Origin of the sequence: Acinetobacter nematophilus, from assembly GCF_026344175.1 — a bacterium.
Taxonomy (GTDB): Bacteria; Pseudomonadota; Gammaproteobacteria; order Pseudomonadales; family Moraxellaceae; genus Acinetobacter; species Acinetobacter nematophilus.
In genome coordinates, this window is record NZ_JAPKMY010000001.1 from 65,396 (window position 1) to 84,376 (window position 18,981).

At 38.1% G+C, this 18,981-nt stretch carries 14 protein-coding genes and 1 pseudogene; 7 read left to right on the plus strand and 8 right to left on the minus strand.

Annotated features, from left to right (window positions below; all coding sequences use genetic code 11):
• The first annotated feature begins 133 nt into the window (after nt 1-133).
• Together OSH00_RS00290 and OSH00_RS00295 are read left to right on the plus strand one after the other, a co-directional pair.
• Nucleotides 134-1,594, plus strand: coding sequence for a CYTH domain-containing protein (locus OSH00_RS00290; RefSeq protein WP_266128750.1), 1,461 nt, complete (start codon nt 134-136; stop codon nt 1,592-1,594).
• Nucleotides 1,595-1,774: 180 nt separating this feature from the next.
• On the plus strand, nt 1,775-3,232 hold the full coding sequence (locus OSH00_RS00295; protein WP_266128751.1) for a CYTH and CHAD domain-containing protein: 1,458 nt from the start codon (nt 1,775-1,777) through the stop codon (nt 3,230-3,232).
• Nucleotides 3,233-3,723: 491 nt separating this feature from the next.
• On the opposite strand, the gene tsaA is transcribed toward OSH00_RS00295, so the two are convergent.
• The gene (tsaA, locus tag OSH00_RS00300; RefSeq protein WP_266128752.1) at nt 3,724-4,443 is read right to left on the minus strand and encodes a tRNA (N6-threonylcarbamoyladenosine(37)-N6)-methyltransferase TrmO; all 720 of its coding nucleotides are present in this window, start codon (nt 4,441-4,443) and stop codon (nt 3,724-3,726) included.
• A 99-nt stretch (nt 4,444-4,542) separates the two neighbouring features.
• On the opposite strand from tsaA, the gene OSH00_RS00305 reads away from it, so the two are divergent.
• On the plus strand, nt 4,543-5,322 hold the full coding sequence (locus OSH00_RS00305) for a ferredoxin--NADP reductase (RefSeq protein WP_266128753.1): 780 nt from the start codon (nt 4,543-4,545) through the stop codon (nt 5,320-5,322).
• 59 nt (nt 5,323-5,381) lie between these two features.
• Here the strand turns inward: OSH00_RS00305 and OSH00_RS00310 are convergent.
• From OSH00_RS00310 to OSH00_RS00320, 3 genes and pseudogenes are all read right to left on the minus strand, one after another.
• Nucleotides 5,382-5,819 (minus strand): annotated as a pseudogene (locus OSH00_RS00310) (YfbM family protein).
• Between the two features lie 166 nt (nt 5,820-5,985).
• On the minus strand, nt 5,986-8,760 hold the full coding sequence (locus tag OSH00_RS00315) for a M16 family metallopeptidase (protein ID WP_266128754.1): 2,775 nt from the start codon (nt 8,758-8,760) through the stop codon (nt 5,986-5,988).
• A gap of 150 nt (nt 8,761-8,910) precedes the next feature.
• Entirely contained in the window at nt 8,911-9,741 is an 831-nt protein-coding gene (locus OSH00_RS00320; RefSeq protein WP_266128755.1) for a PhzF family phenazine biosynthesis protein, read from the minus strand.
• Between the two features lie 184 nt (nt 9,742-9,925).
• Between OSH00_RS00320 and OSH00_RS00325 the strand changes: the two genes are divergently transcribed.
• Nucleotides 9,926-10,258 carry a DUF8200 family protein gene (locus OSH00_RS00325; RefSeq protein ID WP_196075230.1) on the plus strand — a complete coding sequence of 111 codons (333 nt, stop codon included), beginning with the start codon at nt 9,926-9,928 and terminating at the stop codon, nt 10,256-10,258.
• A gap of 210 nt (nt 10,259-10,468) precedes the next feature.
• Here OSH00_RS00325 and OSH00_RS00330 read toward each other — a convergent pair whose 3' ends face one another.
• Nucleotides 10,469-11,860 (minus strand): L-cystine transporter, encoded by a 1,392-nt coding sequence (locus tag OSH00_RS00330; protein ID WP_196075229.1) that lies wholly within the window; start codon nt 11,858-11,860, stop codon nt 10,469-10,471.
• Nucleotides 11,861-12,055: 195 nt separating this feature from the next.
• On the opposite strand from OSH00_RS00330, the gene OSH00_RS00335 reads away from it, so the two are divergent.
• From OSH00_RS00335 to OSH00_RS00345, 3 genes are all read left to right on the plus strand, one after another.
• Entirely contained in the window at nt 12,056-12,640 is a 585-nt protein-coding gene (locus OSH00_RS00335; protein WP_266128756.1) for a flavin reductase family protein, read from the plus strand.
• A gap of 138 nt (nt 12,641-12,778) precedes the next feature.
• Nucleotides 12,779-13,972 (plus strand): YbfB/YjiJ family MFS transporter, encoded by a 1,194-nt coding sequence (locus tag OSH00_RS00340; RefSeq protein WP_266128757.1) that lies wholly within the window; start codon nt 12,779-12,781, stop codon nt 13,970-13,972.
• Between the two features lie 535 nt (nt 13,973-14,507).
• Nucleotides 14,508-15,866, plus strand: a complete 1,359-nt coding sequence (locus OSH00_RS00345) for a nucleobase:cation symporter-2 family protein (protein ID WP_266128758.1) — start codon at nt 14,508-14,510, stop codon at nt 15,864-15,866.
• A gap of 70 nt (nt 15,867-15,936) precedes the next feature.
• On the opposite strand, the gene OSH00_RS00350 is transcribed toward OSH00_RS00345, so the two are convergent.
• The 3 genes from OSH00_RS00350 to OSH00_RS00360 form a co-directional block, all read right to left on the minus strand.
• Nucleotides 15,937-17,178, minus strand: a complete 1,242-nt coding sequence (locus OSH00_RS00350; RefSeq protein WP_266128759.1) for a lipase family protein — start codon at nt 17,176-17,178, stop codon at nt 15,937-15,939.
• A gap of 183 nt (nt 17,179-17,361) precedes the next feature.
• The gene (ubiA, locus tag OSH00_RS00355; protein WP_266128760.1) at nt 17,362-18,240 is read right to left on the minus strand and encodes a 4-hydroxybenzoate octaprenyltransferase; all 879 of its coding nucleotides are present in this window, start codon (nt 18,238-18,240) and stop codon (nt 17,362-17,364) included.
• A 17-nt stretch (nt 18,241-18,257) separates the two neighbouring features.
• Nucleotides 18,258-18,755: a chorismate--pyruvate lyase family protein gene (locus OSH00_RS00360; RefSeq protein WP_266128761.1), complete on the minus strand. Its 498-nt coding sequence runs from the start codon at nt 18,753-18,755 to the stop codon at nt 18,258-18,260.
• Nucleotides 18,756-18,981: the final 226 nt, after the last annotated feature.

Sequence of the window (18,981 nt, forward strand, 5' to 3'; positions counted from 1 at the left end):
TGTAAATTGTGCATTCTTGCGGAAAGGATACGTTCTGTCAGCATTTTACACCCAATTTTGCGTTACAATATCAGACTAAACATGAAGAAAAATTTAAGTCTTCAATCGATATGATCATTTTTAGGATTTTCCCATGCTTGAAGTTGAATTAAAGTTTCAAATTTCCGAAACTCGCCGCAATGCATTACTTAAAGCAATAGACCCTAAAAAATCTGAGATCATTCACCTACAAGCAAAATACTACGACACACCTGACCGTCAACTTTCGCAACAGGGCGCTGCGCTTCGCCAACGTTTAGAAGGTACCCGTTGGATACAGACTTTAAAAGCAGCAACCAAAAGTCATTTACAACGCTTTGAAGATAATATTGATTTGGGCGAGCAAGCAGAAGCACCAAGTTTAGACCTCAAAATTTATGAAAATAAGCCTGAAGCATTCGCAATACTTCAAAATGCTTTAGGTGACAGAATTGAACACTTACAGCTACAATTTGAAACCGATATTCAGCGTACCACCCGACTGATCAACTTTGAAGATGCGGAAATTGAAATCAGTTTAGACGTTGGTGAAGTCAGAACCCAAACAGCAAAACAAGACATTTATGAAGTTGAATTTGAATTAAAAAGCGGTTCAATTCAATCACTTTTAGCTTTTAGTTTTGAATGGGTAAAAAAATACCAACTTTGGTTGGATGTCCGCAGTAAAGCTGAGTTTGGAAACTTATTGCTGCTTGATCAAAAAGTGAGTTCAGCAAAACTTGCAAAAGAACCCCATTTAAATAAGAAAGACACTGCTGATAAAAATTTACGTGGACTTGTTGCCAGCCAACTTCAACATTTATTGCCGAATATTGCTGCGATTTCTGCACAAGTTGCCGAGCCTGAGCATATTCTTCAAGCACAAACTGCCCTTCATCATCTGCATCTGACCTTATCCTTGTTTAAGGACTGGACAGATACCAAAACAGAAAAATGGGCACATCAGCTTTCTGCTTTTGAAAGCCATTTTAAAAATTTACAGCATTTTGAGCATATGCAACGCACACTCGGTGCGTTACTGCAAAATCCTAAAACAGCAGAGAGTTTAGACAAAGACATTTTATATGCCAATGAGAAGTTGATTAATTTAGTTAAATCTACCCAGAATGTTCAACACTATCTTGAACTATTGATGTTTAGTCTCGGACAATCAAATAAACCTCAGCCACATGATTTGAAATGGTTTGCTCAAAACACCCTGCAACATCAGTACAAACTGCTTCAGGAAAGTTTAAATGGTGCTGATCTTTCCAACCTTGAAAGTCTTGAATCATTAGCCCAGCATTTAAATGAACTGAAGTTCAGCTTTCCAATTTTAACCCAGATCTATGATGTTAAAAATTTGCAGAAATACGGTAAATCTTTGAATGATGCTCAACAGGCTTGTGAACAATATCAAGTATTGGCATCCTCATCTTCTTATTTACAGCAAACTGACCTAGACGCCAGTGATTGGTTTGCTTTAGGGTGGCTGACAGCCAAGCAAGAAGTCTATGCTGAAAAATTACTAGAAGCCACTGAGCAGTTCTTGGTCAGTCGTAAATTCTTAAAATAATCCAGGTGTAGAGATGATTTTTTGTTTCAAAATCATCTCTTTGCACAGGTCATCTAAAATAACAATAGGCTATTATTTTTAGACGGAGTATTTGATTTGTAATCATTTTTTAAAAATTCTCAAAAATACAATTGATCAGATTACAATCATTCTGATCATAGCGAAAATGAGAACATGAAGATGTTTGAAATCGAATTAAAATTCCAGATTCCACAAGAAAAACAAGATGCTCTCATTAAAGCATTTCAAAGAAAAAATGATCGAAGCTTACATCTACAAGCAAAGTATTACGACACACCTACTTTTATCTTGTCACAACATTCTATTTCGCTTCGTCAACGGCTTGAAAATGATCAATGGGTACAAACCCTGAAACTGCCCACTGAACAAAAGCTAAAACGCGCTGAGTTTGAACATGGTTTAGGAACAGATGAAATTGAACTGAATATCGAAGATTACTTAAAAAACAAACAGATTGCTAAAAGCATTCAATCCATACTAGCGCAAAATAAAACTATGCTTGAGATTCAGTTTCAAACTGACATTGAAAGAAAATTAAGTACTTTTCAGTTTCAAAATAGTCAAATTGAAGTGAGTTATGACCAAGGGCAAATCATTACCCAACATGACAGTTTAGCTTTACATGAACTTGAATTTGAATTAAAACAAGGCACGGTACAAGATCTGGTTTCGTTTATATTACCCCGTGTCAAACGCTATGGCTTATGGCTCGATGTACGTAGTAAAGCACAACAAGGTTTTCAATTGGCACAAAGCATCCGAGAAAATCCCGTACAATTTCAAACACCTTTAAATTTAAATGCAAAAGACACACCTGAAATAGCATTAAAAAAGATATTTAATAATTGTCTGAACCATCTGCTTCCCAACAGCACGGCAATTGCATCTGCTAACTTTGATTCCAAACATGTTCATCAGGCGCGTGTCGCTATTCGACGTTTACGTAGTGCAATTAAAACTTTTTCAAGTTGGTCCTTGCATATTGATCCAACTTGGCAAACACAGTTAACCGAACTGTTTAGACAGTTGGGTTCAGCACGAGATTTAGATGTCATTCGTGAAGAACTTTTACCCCAACTTGAAGCTGTTAGTGCACCAAAATTTAAGCTGCCTGAATCACAGACCGTTGATCCCCAGAAATTAACCAAATTATTTCGATCATTTAATTTTAATTATTTGATTCTGTCATTGATCCAATTTATAGAACAAGAATCACATGAAAAAAGTAAAACATCGATACACAAATTAGCATTAAAAAAAATCAGTAAATTACATCGAAAAATTAAAATAGACGCTGAAAATTACTTAAACCTAGATATTGAAGCCCGTCATAAAACCCGTAAAGATTTAAAACGTTTACGTTATAGCGTTGAATTTATTGCATCTTTATATGATAAATCAACGATAAAAAAATACTTAAAGGCAATCAAACCTGCTCAAGAAAGCTTAGGTCTATACAATGATTTAATCGTGGCTGAAGAGATTTTAATAAAATTGGTTAAAAGCCAACCACAAGTTTGGTTTGCCTTGGGCTGGATTACCGCGGAAAAACAACGTATTTTACAACAATCTCAACAAGACCTCCTCGACTTTGCCCAAATAAGTACATTGCAGTAAAGCGCACTCAACAAAGCAAAATAGTGAGATAAACGGCAGCATAGATCAGGCGATTTAATTTTGAGATTAATATAAAAATCCAAGCAAAAATGAATTTTATTCAGTATTGTATTTTTTAAACATCATCAAACTGCTCGATTGTTCACACAAGTATTTTGATTTCAAAAGTTCATCACGAATGAACTTTAAGCTTTTTATACAAACTTTTGAAAGCTTTGTGTAATTCATATTTTTCATTTTTTTGAATCAAGGTTGGTTTCCTATCGTGCAACGCTATGGATGTTGTCATGTTGAGCGGGAATATAGGACATATCCCCTGCTCAACATACATAAAAACAAAGCATGGCTTTGTTTGCAGCATCAGATTTGTCTGCCTCTACGAGAAGTGAAATTTCATCAACGAGAATCTATTCAGGCTTGAGAGCTAAAGCATGGCATAGCATGCTTTATATGATTCAACAATATATTCATCTCATTGAATTTAAGCATGCTCATTCAGGCGTGATTTCTTGGATGACAACAGCATCATCACGACAGCTAAATTTGATGTTTAACTGACCAAAGCGCATCCCATAAATTCTTTGCTCATCATCTTGATAGGCTGGACGTGGATCCAATGCCAATACTGACTCAAGTTCTGCAATATATTGCTGATCAATTTTTGCATGTTGCAATAAACCTGTTTTTGATTGATGTGCCTGTTCTGACCAGTGAACTTTCTTGAGTACAGGTCGATCGTGTGCATAACCGCTTTGTGCATCCAATACAGCATCAGAATACTGAATATAAGGTTTGATGTCTAAAATCGGTGTGCCATCTAATAAATCACTTCCTGTCACATAAATACGAACAGTATTGCCCACTTTCTTGACCTGTTTGAGTTGAACGACCGACAATCCAACAGGTGCAGGACGATACATACTGCGTGTCGCAAATACCCCGATTTTCTTATTTCCGCCTAACCGTGGTGGTCGCACTTGAGGTCGAAATTTATTCTGTTGTTGATGTTTATTGTCATGAAACTGCCAGATCAGCCACAAATGACTAAATTCTTCAATTCCTTCAAATGCTTCCATAACATTATAAGGGGCGAGCATTTCAATAAAAGATTCGACCTGAACCAAATTCGGTTGCCGGGGGATGCCAAATTTTTCAACATAAGGGGAATGCATAATGGCAATAATTGGAACACTCAACTCCGTCATAATCATTTTTTCTGATAAGCTCAATTAAATATATTCAGTTTATCGAGAATGATTTTAGATTAGAATAGCAAGCTGTTCTAATTTGATAATTTATTGAGACCTTTAATGGCTGCTTTCAACGTCGAAAAGATTACTCACGTACACCACTGGAATGACACTTTATTCAGTTTTAAGACCACACGTGATACTGCATTACGTTTTAAAAATGGTCAATTTGTGATGATTGGTCTTGAAGTCAATGGTAAGCCTTTAATGCGCGCATATTCAATTGCCAGCGCTAACTACGAAGAAGAATTAGAGTTTTTCTCAATCAAAGTACCTGATGGTCCTTTGACGTCTATTTTACAAAAAGTAAAAGTTGGCGATGAAATCTTGGTTTCGAAAAAGCCAACTGGAACTTTAGTCCTTGACGATTTAAATCCAGGCAAGAATCTTTATCTCCTTTCTTCTGGAACTGGACTTGCGCCATTCTTATCAACTATTCGTGATCCTGAAACTTATGAACGTTTTGAGAAAGTGATTGTTGTTCACGGTACACGTTTTATTTCTGAATTGGCTTATCAAGATCTTATTCTCAATGAACTTCCAAACAATGAGTTCTTTGAAGAGTTAGGCATCAAAGATAAATTGATTTACTACCCAACAGTAACGCGTGAAGAGTTTCATACACAAGGGCGTGTAACGACTGCAATTGAAACGGGCGCATTATTTGAAAAAATCGGTTTACCTCGTTTTAATCCAGAGACTGACCGTGCAATGTTATGCGGTAGCCCTGCATTTCTTGATGACGTTGTTGCATTATTGGATCAACACGGTCTTAAAGAATCTCCAAAAATGGGCGTGTTGGGCGACTACGTAATCGAACGGGCATTTGTTGAAAAATAAGTTTTTATTTTCAACGATTAGAATAAAGAACCGAGGTCAACGCCTCGGTTTTTTATTGATTATTGAATATAAATCAACACAGCCTGATGTCTAAGGGCCACTTCTTGATAGAACTGTTTTAAATCTTGAAAATACAGCAAAATATAGTTTAACCCTTGCTCACTGTCTTCATCCCACGTATTCGGATAAATATCAGCCTCATCCAAGGCATCAAGATCATATTGAACTGTAAACTGACGATCACTCACCAACGCTACTGCATTCGCAACTTGCTTTACTTACCCTGCTGTTAAATATCTGGCTGGACCTATCCCTAAATCCTTACCGATCTCTTTACCGCCAAAAAACACCATTGCTAAAGGACCTTGTCCTCCATAAAAATCACCATTTAAGATAAAATGAATGGCATACCATGTCTTGTCCAGATTTAGGGTTTGTGATTGACGGTCTTTTTGGTCACCATAAACATAAGCTTCCAGTAAGTTTGGTGACTGAATAAAATCTTCTCATTGTTACGTTGAAATACTTAGTAAATTGCCAATCATTGACATTGTTTTCACTCATTTTTTGTTATTCTTTGTATTGATAGAACAAAAACTATACATGTATAGGGTCTGATAACAGACCCTATAACTTGACGTATACAATACCGCAATTAGACGATCAATTTATACCTTTTTGAGCTTGACCATATTGATCGGCCATGACTTCAACCAATTGCTCTGGTTTGATGTATTTTTTAATTGCAGCATCGACATCAGCTTTATTCAGCTTGGCAAATTCTTGATCACGTAAACCACGACTATCCATCTTTTTGTTGCGCTCAAGCTGACTGTTGAGCATACGGTGAATGATTCGCTCATCTTCCAGTGAGGTCACACGTTGCTTCATGATATTGGCTTTTGCTGCTTCTAACTCTTGTGTGGTTACACCTGTCGTTAATAAATCATTCAGCACTTTGCGAACCACTTGGGATACTTCCGCAGATTTTCCTGCGGTGTAATTAGCTTCGATCGACAAAGCGCCTGCATCGTTAAAAGAATCCAAGTTGAGTTGACTTCCAAAACCGTAAACCAAGGCATTCTTCTCACGTAATTCCTGTCCTAAACGAGAAGATAACTGGGAATCACCAAGAATATAGCTAAACACAATTAACGCGGCTGCATCTTTATTGTCTACACCCACAGGTAGGGTTTGCAAAGCCTGATAGCTGCCAAATTCACGCTGTTCAGAAAGTGCATGGACTTTTTGCGCTTTGTAAGTATTAAATTCAGTGGATAAGCGTTGGTATGGTTGCTTGCCTGTCCAATTTCCAAACTGTTGATTCATTAACTTTTGCATAGCTTTTGCATCATATTGCCCTGTCACTGAAATAAAGCCGTGGTCCATAGCAAAATACTTTTTATATAGGTCAATTACCTGTTGATTTGTTGCCGCTTGAATCTGCTGCTTTGCCAGTTCAGGTTCAAAATGATAACGCAAATCACCTGGTTGATAGGTTTCCAATAGACGGGCTATTGTTAAGGATGAAACTGTTTCAGGCTCAGTATATGGACGGTCTAAGCTGGAAAGGCTTTGTAATTTAATCAGATCAAATTGTGATTGCTCAAATTTAGGATTCTTCATTACGGATACGATATATTTGAAGAAATCTTCAAATTTTTCTTTTTTCGCAGAAATTTGAATGGTGATGCCATTGTCAATTGCTGCGGCAGTTGCATCCCCCCCCACTTCAATGGTTTTATCTGCAATATTCTGTAAGCTATATTGCTCTGATGCACGCAACAATAAATAAGCCATAAAGTCCAAAATTTGCGATTTATTTTTTAAAGCCTCTGCCGTACCAAAATTCACCTCAATGGTGGCATAGGTTTTATCATCACGTGTAGATGTTGGGAACAAAGCATACTGCATTCCATTTTTTAACGTTCCACGTTGGATCTTTTTCTCAGTTGCCTCTAGGTACTGTTTTGACTGTTGCACGTACTGTGCAACTTCAGCTTGATAAACACTGACATCTTTCAGAGGCTCGACAGCCGCTGCCTGTTGATCAAGTGTCTTCGGCTTTTCAGTTGCTTGTTTTTGTTCTAAGGCTTTTTTCTGGTCTTCTGGTGTAGGCTGGATATCACCATGGAAACGATGTTGTTGGGTTAAGAATGACTTTAAGGTTGAATTGGTTTCATTCACAGTCAAATTTTGAATGCGTTGTTGATCTTTGAAATATTGCGACCAGTCACCATGTGAAGTCACCACATAATCGCTGAGCATACCTCCTACAGCAGTCGCACTGCTCATTAGGTTATCGTGTGCATTCTGAATTAAGTTTTTAACACGTTTTAATTCGACATCATTAAAACTAGGATTCTGTTCTACACCAGAAATCAAGGATTGATCAATTTTTTTGGCGTCATGATTCGGTGCATAAATTGCCCCCATAAAGACCAAATTAAAATCGTCATCCAACCATGTTGTTGACTGAACATTCGTCGCAATACCAGTTTCAACCATACTGGAGTAAAGATGTCCGCTTGGTTGTAAAGTATAAAGATAAGGCGCCAGTGCTAATGCAGGTTGAATTTTCTCATTTTTACCATTCATATAGATATTGAATTTTGCAAGATCGCTGCCCTTTTTGACGGTGAACTCACGATTTTTAATTTTCGCAGAATCTAATAATGGCACTTGTGCTTGTTGCGGGATTTGACGTGCAGGAATCGAGCTAAAATTTTTATCGATAGCTTTTAAAACTTCAGCCTTGTCAAATTTACCTGAAATCACCATGACCGCATTATTAGGTGCATACCAATCTTTATAGAATTTATTGAGTTCGCTCATTTTGATCGACTGTAATTCAGATAAATCACCGATCGGTAAACGACCCAAAGATTGATTGCCGTAGGCTGCTTTCCACATTTGATCCATTAGTACAGCAAAAGGCTGATCCATGCGCACTTCACGCTCACGCATGACGATATTAATTTCAGATGGAACAAACTTCTCTTGAAGTACCAATTTATCCATACGCTGTGATTCTAAATAGATCACTTCATTTAAAATGTTTTGGTCTGGACGAACGATATTGGTATATTTGGTGGAATAATAATCAGTGCTTGCGTTGGTCATTAAGGTGTACTGATCTAAACGGCGTTGAAATTCTTCACCTTTTACATCTTGTGTACCTTTAAAAGCCAAATGCTCAAGTAGATGAGCCAAACCACCTTTACCTTGAGGATCATTTAAAGAACCCGTTAAATATACGGTGTTCATAAAAACTTTATTTTCTCTGTCATTTGGTGCAAGTAAAACCCGAAAACCATTCTCCAGCTTATATTCTTCAATATCATGATCAGATTTAACCAGAACAGTTTGAGCCAATGCTGACGCACTAAAACCAAGAATACAGAGAGAGAATGTGAGTTTTTTCAACCGCATAAGCATAAAAGAATCCAGAATTTTTTAAATTTTAAACATTTATAAGTTAGACATCTTAAAAAATCCTGAACATAATTTATAGTTAAGTTTTGAAAATATAGCTGTTTATTTCAACTGCCTTTGTAAGCATAAGTCTATCAATACAACAAAATCGACTTAAATAAATATCTCCGCTTGCATGTACAATTGAGCATAACCTGAAATCTCAATACGATTGTCTGTTTGAAGGTTGCAGAATAATGTTCCACCACGCTCAGAAGCCTGATAACCGATTAATTGATTTTTTGCTAATTTTTCAGCCCATAATGGCGCTAAACCTGTATGCATGGAACCTGTCACGGGATCTTCATTGATCCCTTTGTGTGGTGCGAAATAGCGAGCAACATAATCATATTGATCGGATGCGGCAGTAATGGTCACATCATAGCCCCCTGAGCTTGCGGTAAATGCTGTACTCACGCTGTATTCTTCTGCAATCCGTGTGATGTTGATCAAGTTTGGTTGAGCATCAATCACATCTTGTGCCGATTCACAGACTAAAATATAGGCCTGCTCATTTAAATATACCTCTTTGAAAGGCTTATCAATCACATGATTGAGCAGTTCAGGATATTCCGATACTTTCTGGGGGGTACGAAGAGGAAAATTCATTTGAATTTTGCCATCATCGGCTTGTTGAATGGTAAAAATACCCAACTCTTTCACATGAAAACGAATTGTTTTTGCTGAGGTGTAATCTTTAAATAAAACAAATGCTGATGCTAATGTGGCATGTCCACAAAAATCCACTTCAACTTTTGGCGTAAACCAACGAATCTGATAGTTTTCATCATCGATTCTTTTGACAAATGCCGTTTCTGCCAAATTATTTTCTAGGGCAATATTCTGCATCAATGCATGATCAAGCCATTCATCTAAAACCAAAACTGCAGCAGGATTTCCTTTAAATAATTGTTGTGTAAAAGCATCAACTTGGTACATTTTCATCACAGAGACTCCTTATTTTCACACATTCTAGGTCAACTAAAAAAATGATTACAGATACAATTTAAGTATAAAAATGGGTACAAAAAATATTTGATGCATGAAACTTTTGATTCACAAGACGACTATGTACATTATATTCTTTCAGGACTATAACTTTTCATATTCCAATAAATAGGCAAAAACAATGAAGAATATGCAAACCACCCTCAAAAGCATCTTAATCACCAGTTGGTTACTCTTTTCACCCTTGGCCATTGCATCCGATACCATTTGGATTGCAGGATCGACACATCAAGGAACAGTGACCGTTCCCATCGAAAACGGTCCGAATGTTGTTTGGAAATGCAATGGTTCAGTCTGTCGAATGACTGGACCATGGGGCAATCAGCTATCGCTTGACTCATGCCAAAGCTTGGTCTCTCGAATTGGAAAAATCAGTTTTTATAAGAACAGCGCAGGCAAGATCTGGACAAAAAACTCTAAAGAATTGGCAGAATGTAATCAAGCAGCTCACTAGAAATCAAACAGTGAACATGATGATATCTAATCAATACTTTATCTATGACATGAAGTTTTTCAGCAACAACTCGTTCATACCATTTCACATGGATTTTATTGATTTATAGAAATTATATTTTACGGAATGCATTTTTCAGCAGATTAAAGATCTTATAAAAAAGGCATCTTTTGTTAAAGATGCCTTTTCAAAATTTTCAATACATTCAAATTAACTATGCTGCAAGTCTTCTTGTTCATCTGAAAGTAAAATAGATTGGTCCGTCTGTCCCATTAATTGACTAGTGACCACACCTGCAGTCATTGAGCCATCGACATTCAATGCTGTACGGCCCATGTCAATCAGAGGCTCAATGGAGATTAACAACGCCACTAAAGTTACCGGCAAGCCCATAATGGGTAACACGATCAGCGCAGCAAACGTTGCACCACCACCGACACCGGCAACACCAATCGAACTTAATGTAACCACACACACCAAAGTCAAAATCCACACTGGATCAAGAGGATTAATCCCTACTGTCGGTGCAACCATCACCGCAAGCATTGCCGGATATAAACCTGCGCAACCATTTTGTCCTATGGTTGTACCAAACGATGCTGAAAAACTGGCGATTGACTCAGGTATACCCAAACGGCGTGTCTGTGCTTCAATATTTAAAGGAATACTGGCTGCGCTTGAACGACTGGTAAATGCAAAAGTCAATACGGGTAAAACCTTTTTAAAAAAACGAATCGGATTAACACCAGTAAATAATAAGATCAATGCATGTACCCCAAACATGATTGCCAACCCTAAATAGGATGCTACCAAGAAACCGCCCAGATTAACCATGTCTGCTGCATTAGAGCTCGCGACCACTTTCGTGATTAAGGCAAATACACCATAAGGCGTAAGCGTCATCACCAAGCGCACCAGCTTCATGACCCAAGCCTGTAAAGTATCAATCGCCGTGACAATACGCTGTCCTTTTTCAGCATCATCTCTGATCAGATTTAAACCTGCCAGCCCCAGTAAAGTTGCAAAAATAACCACACTAATAATGGATGTCGGGTGTGCACCCGTCAACTCAGCAAAAGGATTGGTCGGCAAAAAGGATAAAATGAAATCTGGTACATTTAGATCAGTGACTTTACCGATATAATCCGTTTGAATTGCTTCCAGTCGTGCTGTTTCCTGTGTACCTTGTACCAAACCTGCTGCACTTAAACCAAAAAGATTGGTTACAAAAACACCAACCAGTGCAGCAATAAAGGTTGTTATCAGCAATGTTCCAATACTTATTACACTGATTTTACCCAGTGATGAAGCATTGTGTAGTTTGATCACGGCACTCAATATTGAAACTAAAACCAATGGCATTACAACCATCTGTAAAAGCTTTACATAGCCATTTCCTACGATATTAAACCATTGAATAGATTCAGTTAAAATTGCAGAATTTGTACCATAAACCCAATGTAATCCCAGCCCAAACACAACACCTAAACACAAACCCGCAAACACTTTTTTAGCCAGACTCCAATCTGTCTTTCTGGTTTGCATTAACAGTATGATTAAGGCAATGAATATGACAATATTCAAAATGAGCGTATAGTTCATTCGAGTTCCAATAGTTTTGATCGTTTTATTATAAACTTTTTGTGAAATATCCAATAGCATTTAGCACTTTTAGTGATTTAAGTGTTGGTTTTCAGCAAACGACAATCAACAGTAAAAACAATATCTTATTTTACTCATACGAATTTCGTATAAGCTTGTGCAAATAATGAATAAGCTCTTCATATAGGTAATGACATGAATCAACATCTCCAAACTGTTGAACTTTCAAAAGCATATCGTCTGTTAAATCACGGTCCCACAGTATTGGTTTCTGCACAGTATGAAAATGAACAGAATGTCATGGCTGCAGCATGGGCGTGTGCCTTGGAGCTCGTACCTGCCAAATTAAGTGTTGTTTTGGATAAAAGCACAAAAACACGATTATTAATTGAAAAATCAGGCTATTTCATTATCCAGGTTCCCACCTTAAAGCAACTAAAGCTGGTACAAAAACTGGGTACAATCAGTCAATTCAATGATCCAGAAAAACTGCCCCATTGTGAAACACCTCTATTCAAGTTTGAGGGTTTTGACCTGCCTGCCGTAGAAGACTGTGCGGCCTGGCTGATCTGTGAGTTGATTCCAGAACCCCACAATCAACAAGAACATGATTTATTTATTGGCAAAGTGGTTGCAGCTTATGCAGATGACCGAGTTTTCCGCAATGGTCACTGGTGTTATCATGAAGCAGATGCTGAGTGGAAAAGTTTACATCATGTTGCAGGTGGGCATTATTACACCATCGGTGACCCTGTCGATGCCAACTGGATTGATCCATAAAGATCTTATTTGAATTGAGGCCCAAACAATCAAGCTAGTGTTTGCTGTATTTTACCAATTGATCGATTATTCCCAAACTAAATATTGATTATTTATTGTCATTTTTTTCAATTCATCTTATGGTGAGTTGATTGAAAAATGGATATTATACCCGTGAACAGGACTGTTTCAAATAAACTTCAATTGAGTGTTTTTCTCTGTCTGAGTACCTGTTTAGCGATTGGTATCCTCCGTTTTTCCTATACTGCATTATTACCCTCTACGCGCCTTGCCTATCATTGGGACAGCAGCTTTGCCAGCCTATTAGGCAGCGCCAATTTACTGGGCTATCTCATCGGTGCCTTCTGGTCAATGAAACTCCCTCAGAATGCAAGTATGCCTCGTTATCTGGTGTTTGCATTCACTACAGGAGCGATCAGCTTATTCAGTTGTGCATTTTCAGGTTTTCCTGAAATGTGGTATGTATTGTGGCGCATAGTTTCAGGTATCAGTGGTGGCTTAATCATGATCCTTGCACCCAGTATCGTTGCACAATGTTGTAAAGTTGAACAACGCCTGAGCATTAATTTTATTGGCTTTAGTGGAATCGGGATTGGTGTTTTATTCGCTACGTTATTTTTGCCTTACCTTGATCGTATTAGTACCCAATCCGCATGGATGATTCTGTTTGTATTCTCACTTTTTATTTGTGTGATCACCACTTATTTATTGCAAGGTTTTAAAACGTATCTACACCAGACCAATGTGCAAACGGATACGGTCTTTTCGATGGATGGTTTATATTTAAGTGTGTTAATTGTATACGCATGCAGCGCTTTTGCTTATGTACCCCACTCGTTATTTTGGATCGACTATCTCAAAAACACATTGCACCTCAGCCTTGATCTGATTAATTTTAACTGGATTCTCTACGGTGCAGGCAGTGCGTTAGGTGCGATCAGTGCTTATTTATTGGCACGCAAATTTGGTAATTTTACTGCTTTAAAAATATTATATGGCGTATATGTAGTTGCAATTCTGGTTGCGATCTTTTCTCAACACCCCATCTTTACTTATATTTCCTCATTTTTTACAGGACTGCTTAATCCTGCAGTTGTATTCTTAACGTCTTATACTATTTTGAATCTCTATCATGTGGCGTATAAAAAGTTGTGGAGTATTGCGACACTGGGATTCGCCATTACTCAACTGATTGGTGGCTTATGTTTTAGTGCATTGCAACACTGGGGTATCTCATATCATCAACAATTTATACTTGCTTCTGTCGTGCTGATGATTGGTACACTGCAATTTATTATCTATACGCGAATGAAGTTGAAATCGCACGCATAAAATACGATTTCTTATAGCCAAACCGCCTAGTTTTTCACACAAGCAATTGATCTTCAATCAATTTTATGTTTTTCATATAAATTTTTAAAAAGTTTTGCTTAACCTGTTTTCTGTATTCTTGATTCACAGATAGTCTTGTTATCGCAAGGCGACATGGATGTCGCCATGTTGAGTGGGGGGTATAGGAGGTCCCCCGTCGCTCAACAGAAGATTTTTGTCAACTTTTCATCTTTCTGAAAAGTCATGCATCGCCTGCGCAAACCAATTTAAAATTTAAATCTTAAGTGAGGCATTGCAAGCTTGATATCAGCAAATAATATATTTATCGCAATGATTTGATTGATCTAGAAATTACATTTGCGATATAGGTTTTTCAACAGAATGTCTATAAAAGAAGGATGAGTTGATATTGAACGTATCATCCTACTTTTAAACCATTCGCTGTTCAGGCAAAATTAAACCTATTCATATTTTATCGTTTGGCATACAAATTGCTCATCTAAACCATTGATGAAAAATTCATAAAGGGTTTCATATGAGCGCTGAAATTAACAAAATCAAACCTGAAGATGAAGTTTTAAGTTTAGGAAAAAACCTGACTTTTGGTCTGCAACATGTACTCACCATGTATGGTGGTTTAATTGCTGCTCCATTGGTTGTCGGGACAGCCATTGGTTTAAATGCAGCCGAGATTGCATTATTAATTACCGCCTCGATTCTTGTCGGGGGGGTTGCCACATTATTACAAACCTTAGGCCTGAAATGGTTGGGTGCTAAACTACCGATTGTACAGGGTACTTCATTTGCTGCCGTCGCAAGTATGATCGCAATTGGAACCACAGGTGGTAATATTCAAACCATTTTTGGGGCAGTCATCGTGAGCTCTATTTTCGGCATATTGATTGCGCCGTTTTTCTCAAAAATTGTGCGCTTCTTTCCACCGATTGTCACAGGATCCATCATTACGATTATCGGGATTTCGCTGTTACCCGTTGCAATTCGTTGGATTATGGGGGGAAATCCCAAAGCAGCATCATGGGGGTCGCTAGAAAATATTGGAATTGCGGCATTCACACTTGCGATTCTGCTATTGGTCAGTCGTTTTGGTACAGCAACAATGGCTCGTCTGGCAGTATTGATTGCGATTGTCATTGGCACCATATTTACAATCTTTTTAGGGGTTGCTGACTTTTCCAAAATGGCTCAAGGTGAGCTGTTCGCTTTACCTCATTTATTCGCCTTCGGTCTGCCTGTTTTTGAAATATCTGCCATTTTAACCATGTGTATTGTCAGCATTGTGATCTTGACGGAAACCACCGCCAGCCTATTGGCGATTGGTGAAATTGTTGATACCCCAATGGACAGTGCTCGCCTTGCAAATGGTCTAAGAGCCGATATGCTTTCTTCAGCCATTGCTCCTTTATTTGGTTCATTTATGCAATGTGCCTTTGTACAAAATGTTGGCTTGGTCGCTATATCAGGTGTAAAAAGTCGTTTTGTGGTGGCAACAGGTGGAGCAATTTTAGTGGTTTTGGGTTTATTGCCTATTTTTGGTCGTATCGTCGCAGCAATTCCAATGCCTGTTCTGGGCGGAGCAGGGATAGTTTTATTTGGCAGTGTTGCTGCCAGTGGGATTCGTACACTTGCTAAAGTCGATTATCAGATTCAGTCCAATTTAATCATTGTTGCGGTTTCAGTTTGTGCGGGTTTAATTCCCCTGATCAGTCCAGAATTTTTTAATGCATTCCCCAAAGTATTACAAACCCTGTTTCACTCAGGTATAACAACAACCTGTATTGCAGCAGTCATGCTGAATATCTTCTTCAATCATCTGTCATTGGGTAAAAAGTCAGTTAAAGCACCAGTAAAAACAGCACAAACTGTTACGCATTAATATACGAAAAAGCAGAGCCTCTACCGAAGCTCTGCTTTTTCTTCAACAACTACATTCAATCATTAAAAGATTATTTTGTGATTGGCATATGCTTTTTAATAAAAGCAACCAGTTCTGGATTCTTTTCAACAATCGCCTGGGTATGACTTGCATCTAATACAGGTAAGAAAGTGACATCTGTCCCTAAAGCTTTTAAACGTTGCTGCAATCCATCCGTCACAGGATAAGGAACAGCCATATCAGCAGTACCCTGAATAATCATCACTGGTGTATTAATTTTCTTGGTTGCGGGTTGATTATCACTGAGGAACTTTTTCACGGTTGGATTTTCTTGGAAATCACCACTCAAGCCTGGATAGTCAAGTACTGTTTTACCCCCATTTTTAACGATATAGTCACGAATATCATCCGCAAACTTGTTATGCAAGTCATCTAAACACAAACCATTCTCGCCTGTAGAACCTTCAGCGAATTCTGCGATCGTTCTAGAACGTTCTTGGAAAATCTCACGATAGTTGAACTTAGGTTCGTAAGCGGTGATCCCCACTGTGGTATAAGCAGCATAGGCCAATAATTCTGCATATACCTCAACTGCTGTACCGATAGGTTTGGTTCCTGCTTGTTCTTCTAAAAGTATCTTTTGAATTGCTAATGGTGCTACTTCAGAAATGATATAGCCTAAACTTGAAGCAGGTGCACCTGCAACAGCGCCTCTATAGTTGACATCATTATTGGAAAGTTCTGCCGTACCTAAAGAAGCATGCCCACCTTGAGACTGACCCACCGACATCCATTGCCCATTGATTTGACTACCGTAATGAGCTTTGTAGGCTTTGACCGCATAAATCGCTGAATTTGCTTCACTCTTCAAATTCAAATACGGATGCATACCTGGTGTTCCTAAGCCTTCATAATCAGGCGCGACAACCACATAACCTTCTTTTAATAAGCTTTCTGCCATATTTTTAAAGCGTGGATTAAACTTGTTCCGACTTGGCGCACAGCTATCTCCCACCCCAACCGTCCCATGTTCCCATACCACAACCTTCCAACCTTCTGCCGGTCTTGCTGTTTTAGGGACAAAAACCATTGCTGTGGCTTTTTTAGTTTCCCCTAAAACATTCGGCATATTATAGGTCATGACTTTGACTGAGGATGCTTCACTCATGCTGTCAAAATTATATGGACTTTCCGATACATAACTTTTATTACTATTCCAATTATCCCAATTGTCATCATCATTACATGCGCTTAGAAATAAAGCTGAACCGCAAGTAATGGCCAATAGTGTCCGTTTAAATAATACTTTCATTACCAAGTCCTCAAATTTTTCTTTTTTGAACAGCTCCGTGTTCCCTTCTAATTAAACATAAAAAAAAGCATCTTGCTAGGATGCTTTTAACCGAAGAGTAAAATAATATGGGAATACAAATAATTAATTTTAATTTATGTGATTTATCACACTTTAAATCAAACTCAATCAGCTTTACCCCAATCAAATGAGTGCAATAAAAATACCAACAAAAATAATCAGTCCAACCCAACGATTGTGCCTAAATGCCCAGAAACATCGTTGCGGATCACGATCTTTGGTTTTAGTCCACTGATAGATGAAGTCTCCCGAAACCAATAACAACGCAATCAGTCCTATCGGCAGTAAAATATTTTCCAAATACAGCGCTGCACCAATCAATACAACACTACTTAACTGTAATAATGAGATAATTTCTATATCGTATTTACCAAATAGAATGGCGGTAGATTTAACCCCAATTTTTAAATCGTATTCCCGATCGGTAATGGCATATTGCGTATCATAAGCTACGGTCCAAGCCAGATTACCGAAATAGAGTAACCAACATGTCCAGCCCAGGGGTTTATCCATTGCAGTAAAAGACATGGGAATGCCCCATGAAAATGCCATTCCCAACACCACTTGAGGTAAATGGGTATAACGCTTCATGAAGGGATAAACAAATGCCAGAACTAAACCCGCTAATGCACAGTAAAAGGTTGCAATCGGTAAGAAAAATAATGTACATGCACTGGCAGCCACCAACGCAATAAAGACCCAAACGGCTTCTTTCGCTGAAATCACACCAGTTGCAAGAGGACGATTTTTAGTGCGTTCAACATGAGCATCGACTTTACGGTCCGCAAAGTCATTGATTGCACACCCCGCAGCACGCATGAAAATCGTCCCCAAAACCATTGCAATCAGGGTCACAATATCTGGAATTCCTTCTGCGGCAATCCATAACGCCCACATAGTTGGCCAAAACACAAGCTCTGTTCCAATGGGTTTATCAAAACGACATAGATAATAATATGCTTCTAACCGTTGCTTCCATGTGGTTTGTTGCGCTATTGCCATGACAGTCCTTCAATACACTATTTTGAAATATTCTGTTGTTGTAAAAATTGCTCAAAAGCAGGTAAAAAGGTTTCTTGAACTATAAATTTACAACCATGCCAAGTATAACAACTTTGACGTGTCCAGCCTTCTGCTAATTTTAAAACACGTCTCTCACACAAGGGATTCGTTCTTTGGAATAAAAATTTTCCAATCGGCTTGGTCCGAATATGTTTAAACAAGCGTGCTTTGCGATGAATACTCAAGATAGGAAAAATACTTTTTGCCTTGACCCATGGTTGCGCTTCACAACCGTATAAGTAACTTTCTCGTACCCATGAAGTATGTTGGTGAGGCATTGACATCCATTGACTATCTAACAAGGTCATTCTTTGATAATGCTCTTGAATGGGCTGGACTTTAAAAACGCCACCTGCAGCTTCTGTCAGCTGTTGGGTCAGGGAACCCTGTGCAAACAACCATGTTTTTAATTCAGGAGGAAATTTCTGGTCCCGTATTGCGCATGATTGTTTCAAGGTTCACCCCCTTCCGTTTTTGGATGACTCAGTGTAACTGAAATTTTTAATTTTGTTTGAGCAGATCTTAAAAATGTTGAAAATTAGTTGAAAATTCAATCAAAATTAAAGGCACTTTAACATACTAAATAATTATCAAATAGGTTAACTACAATAAATCACTGCAAAGATTGAGCTTTTTTTAGTACAGCTTTACTATTTTCGTTTTGATTTATTTTGGTTTCTG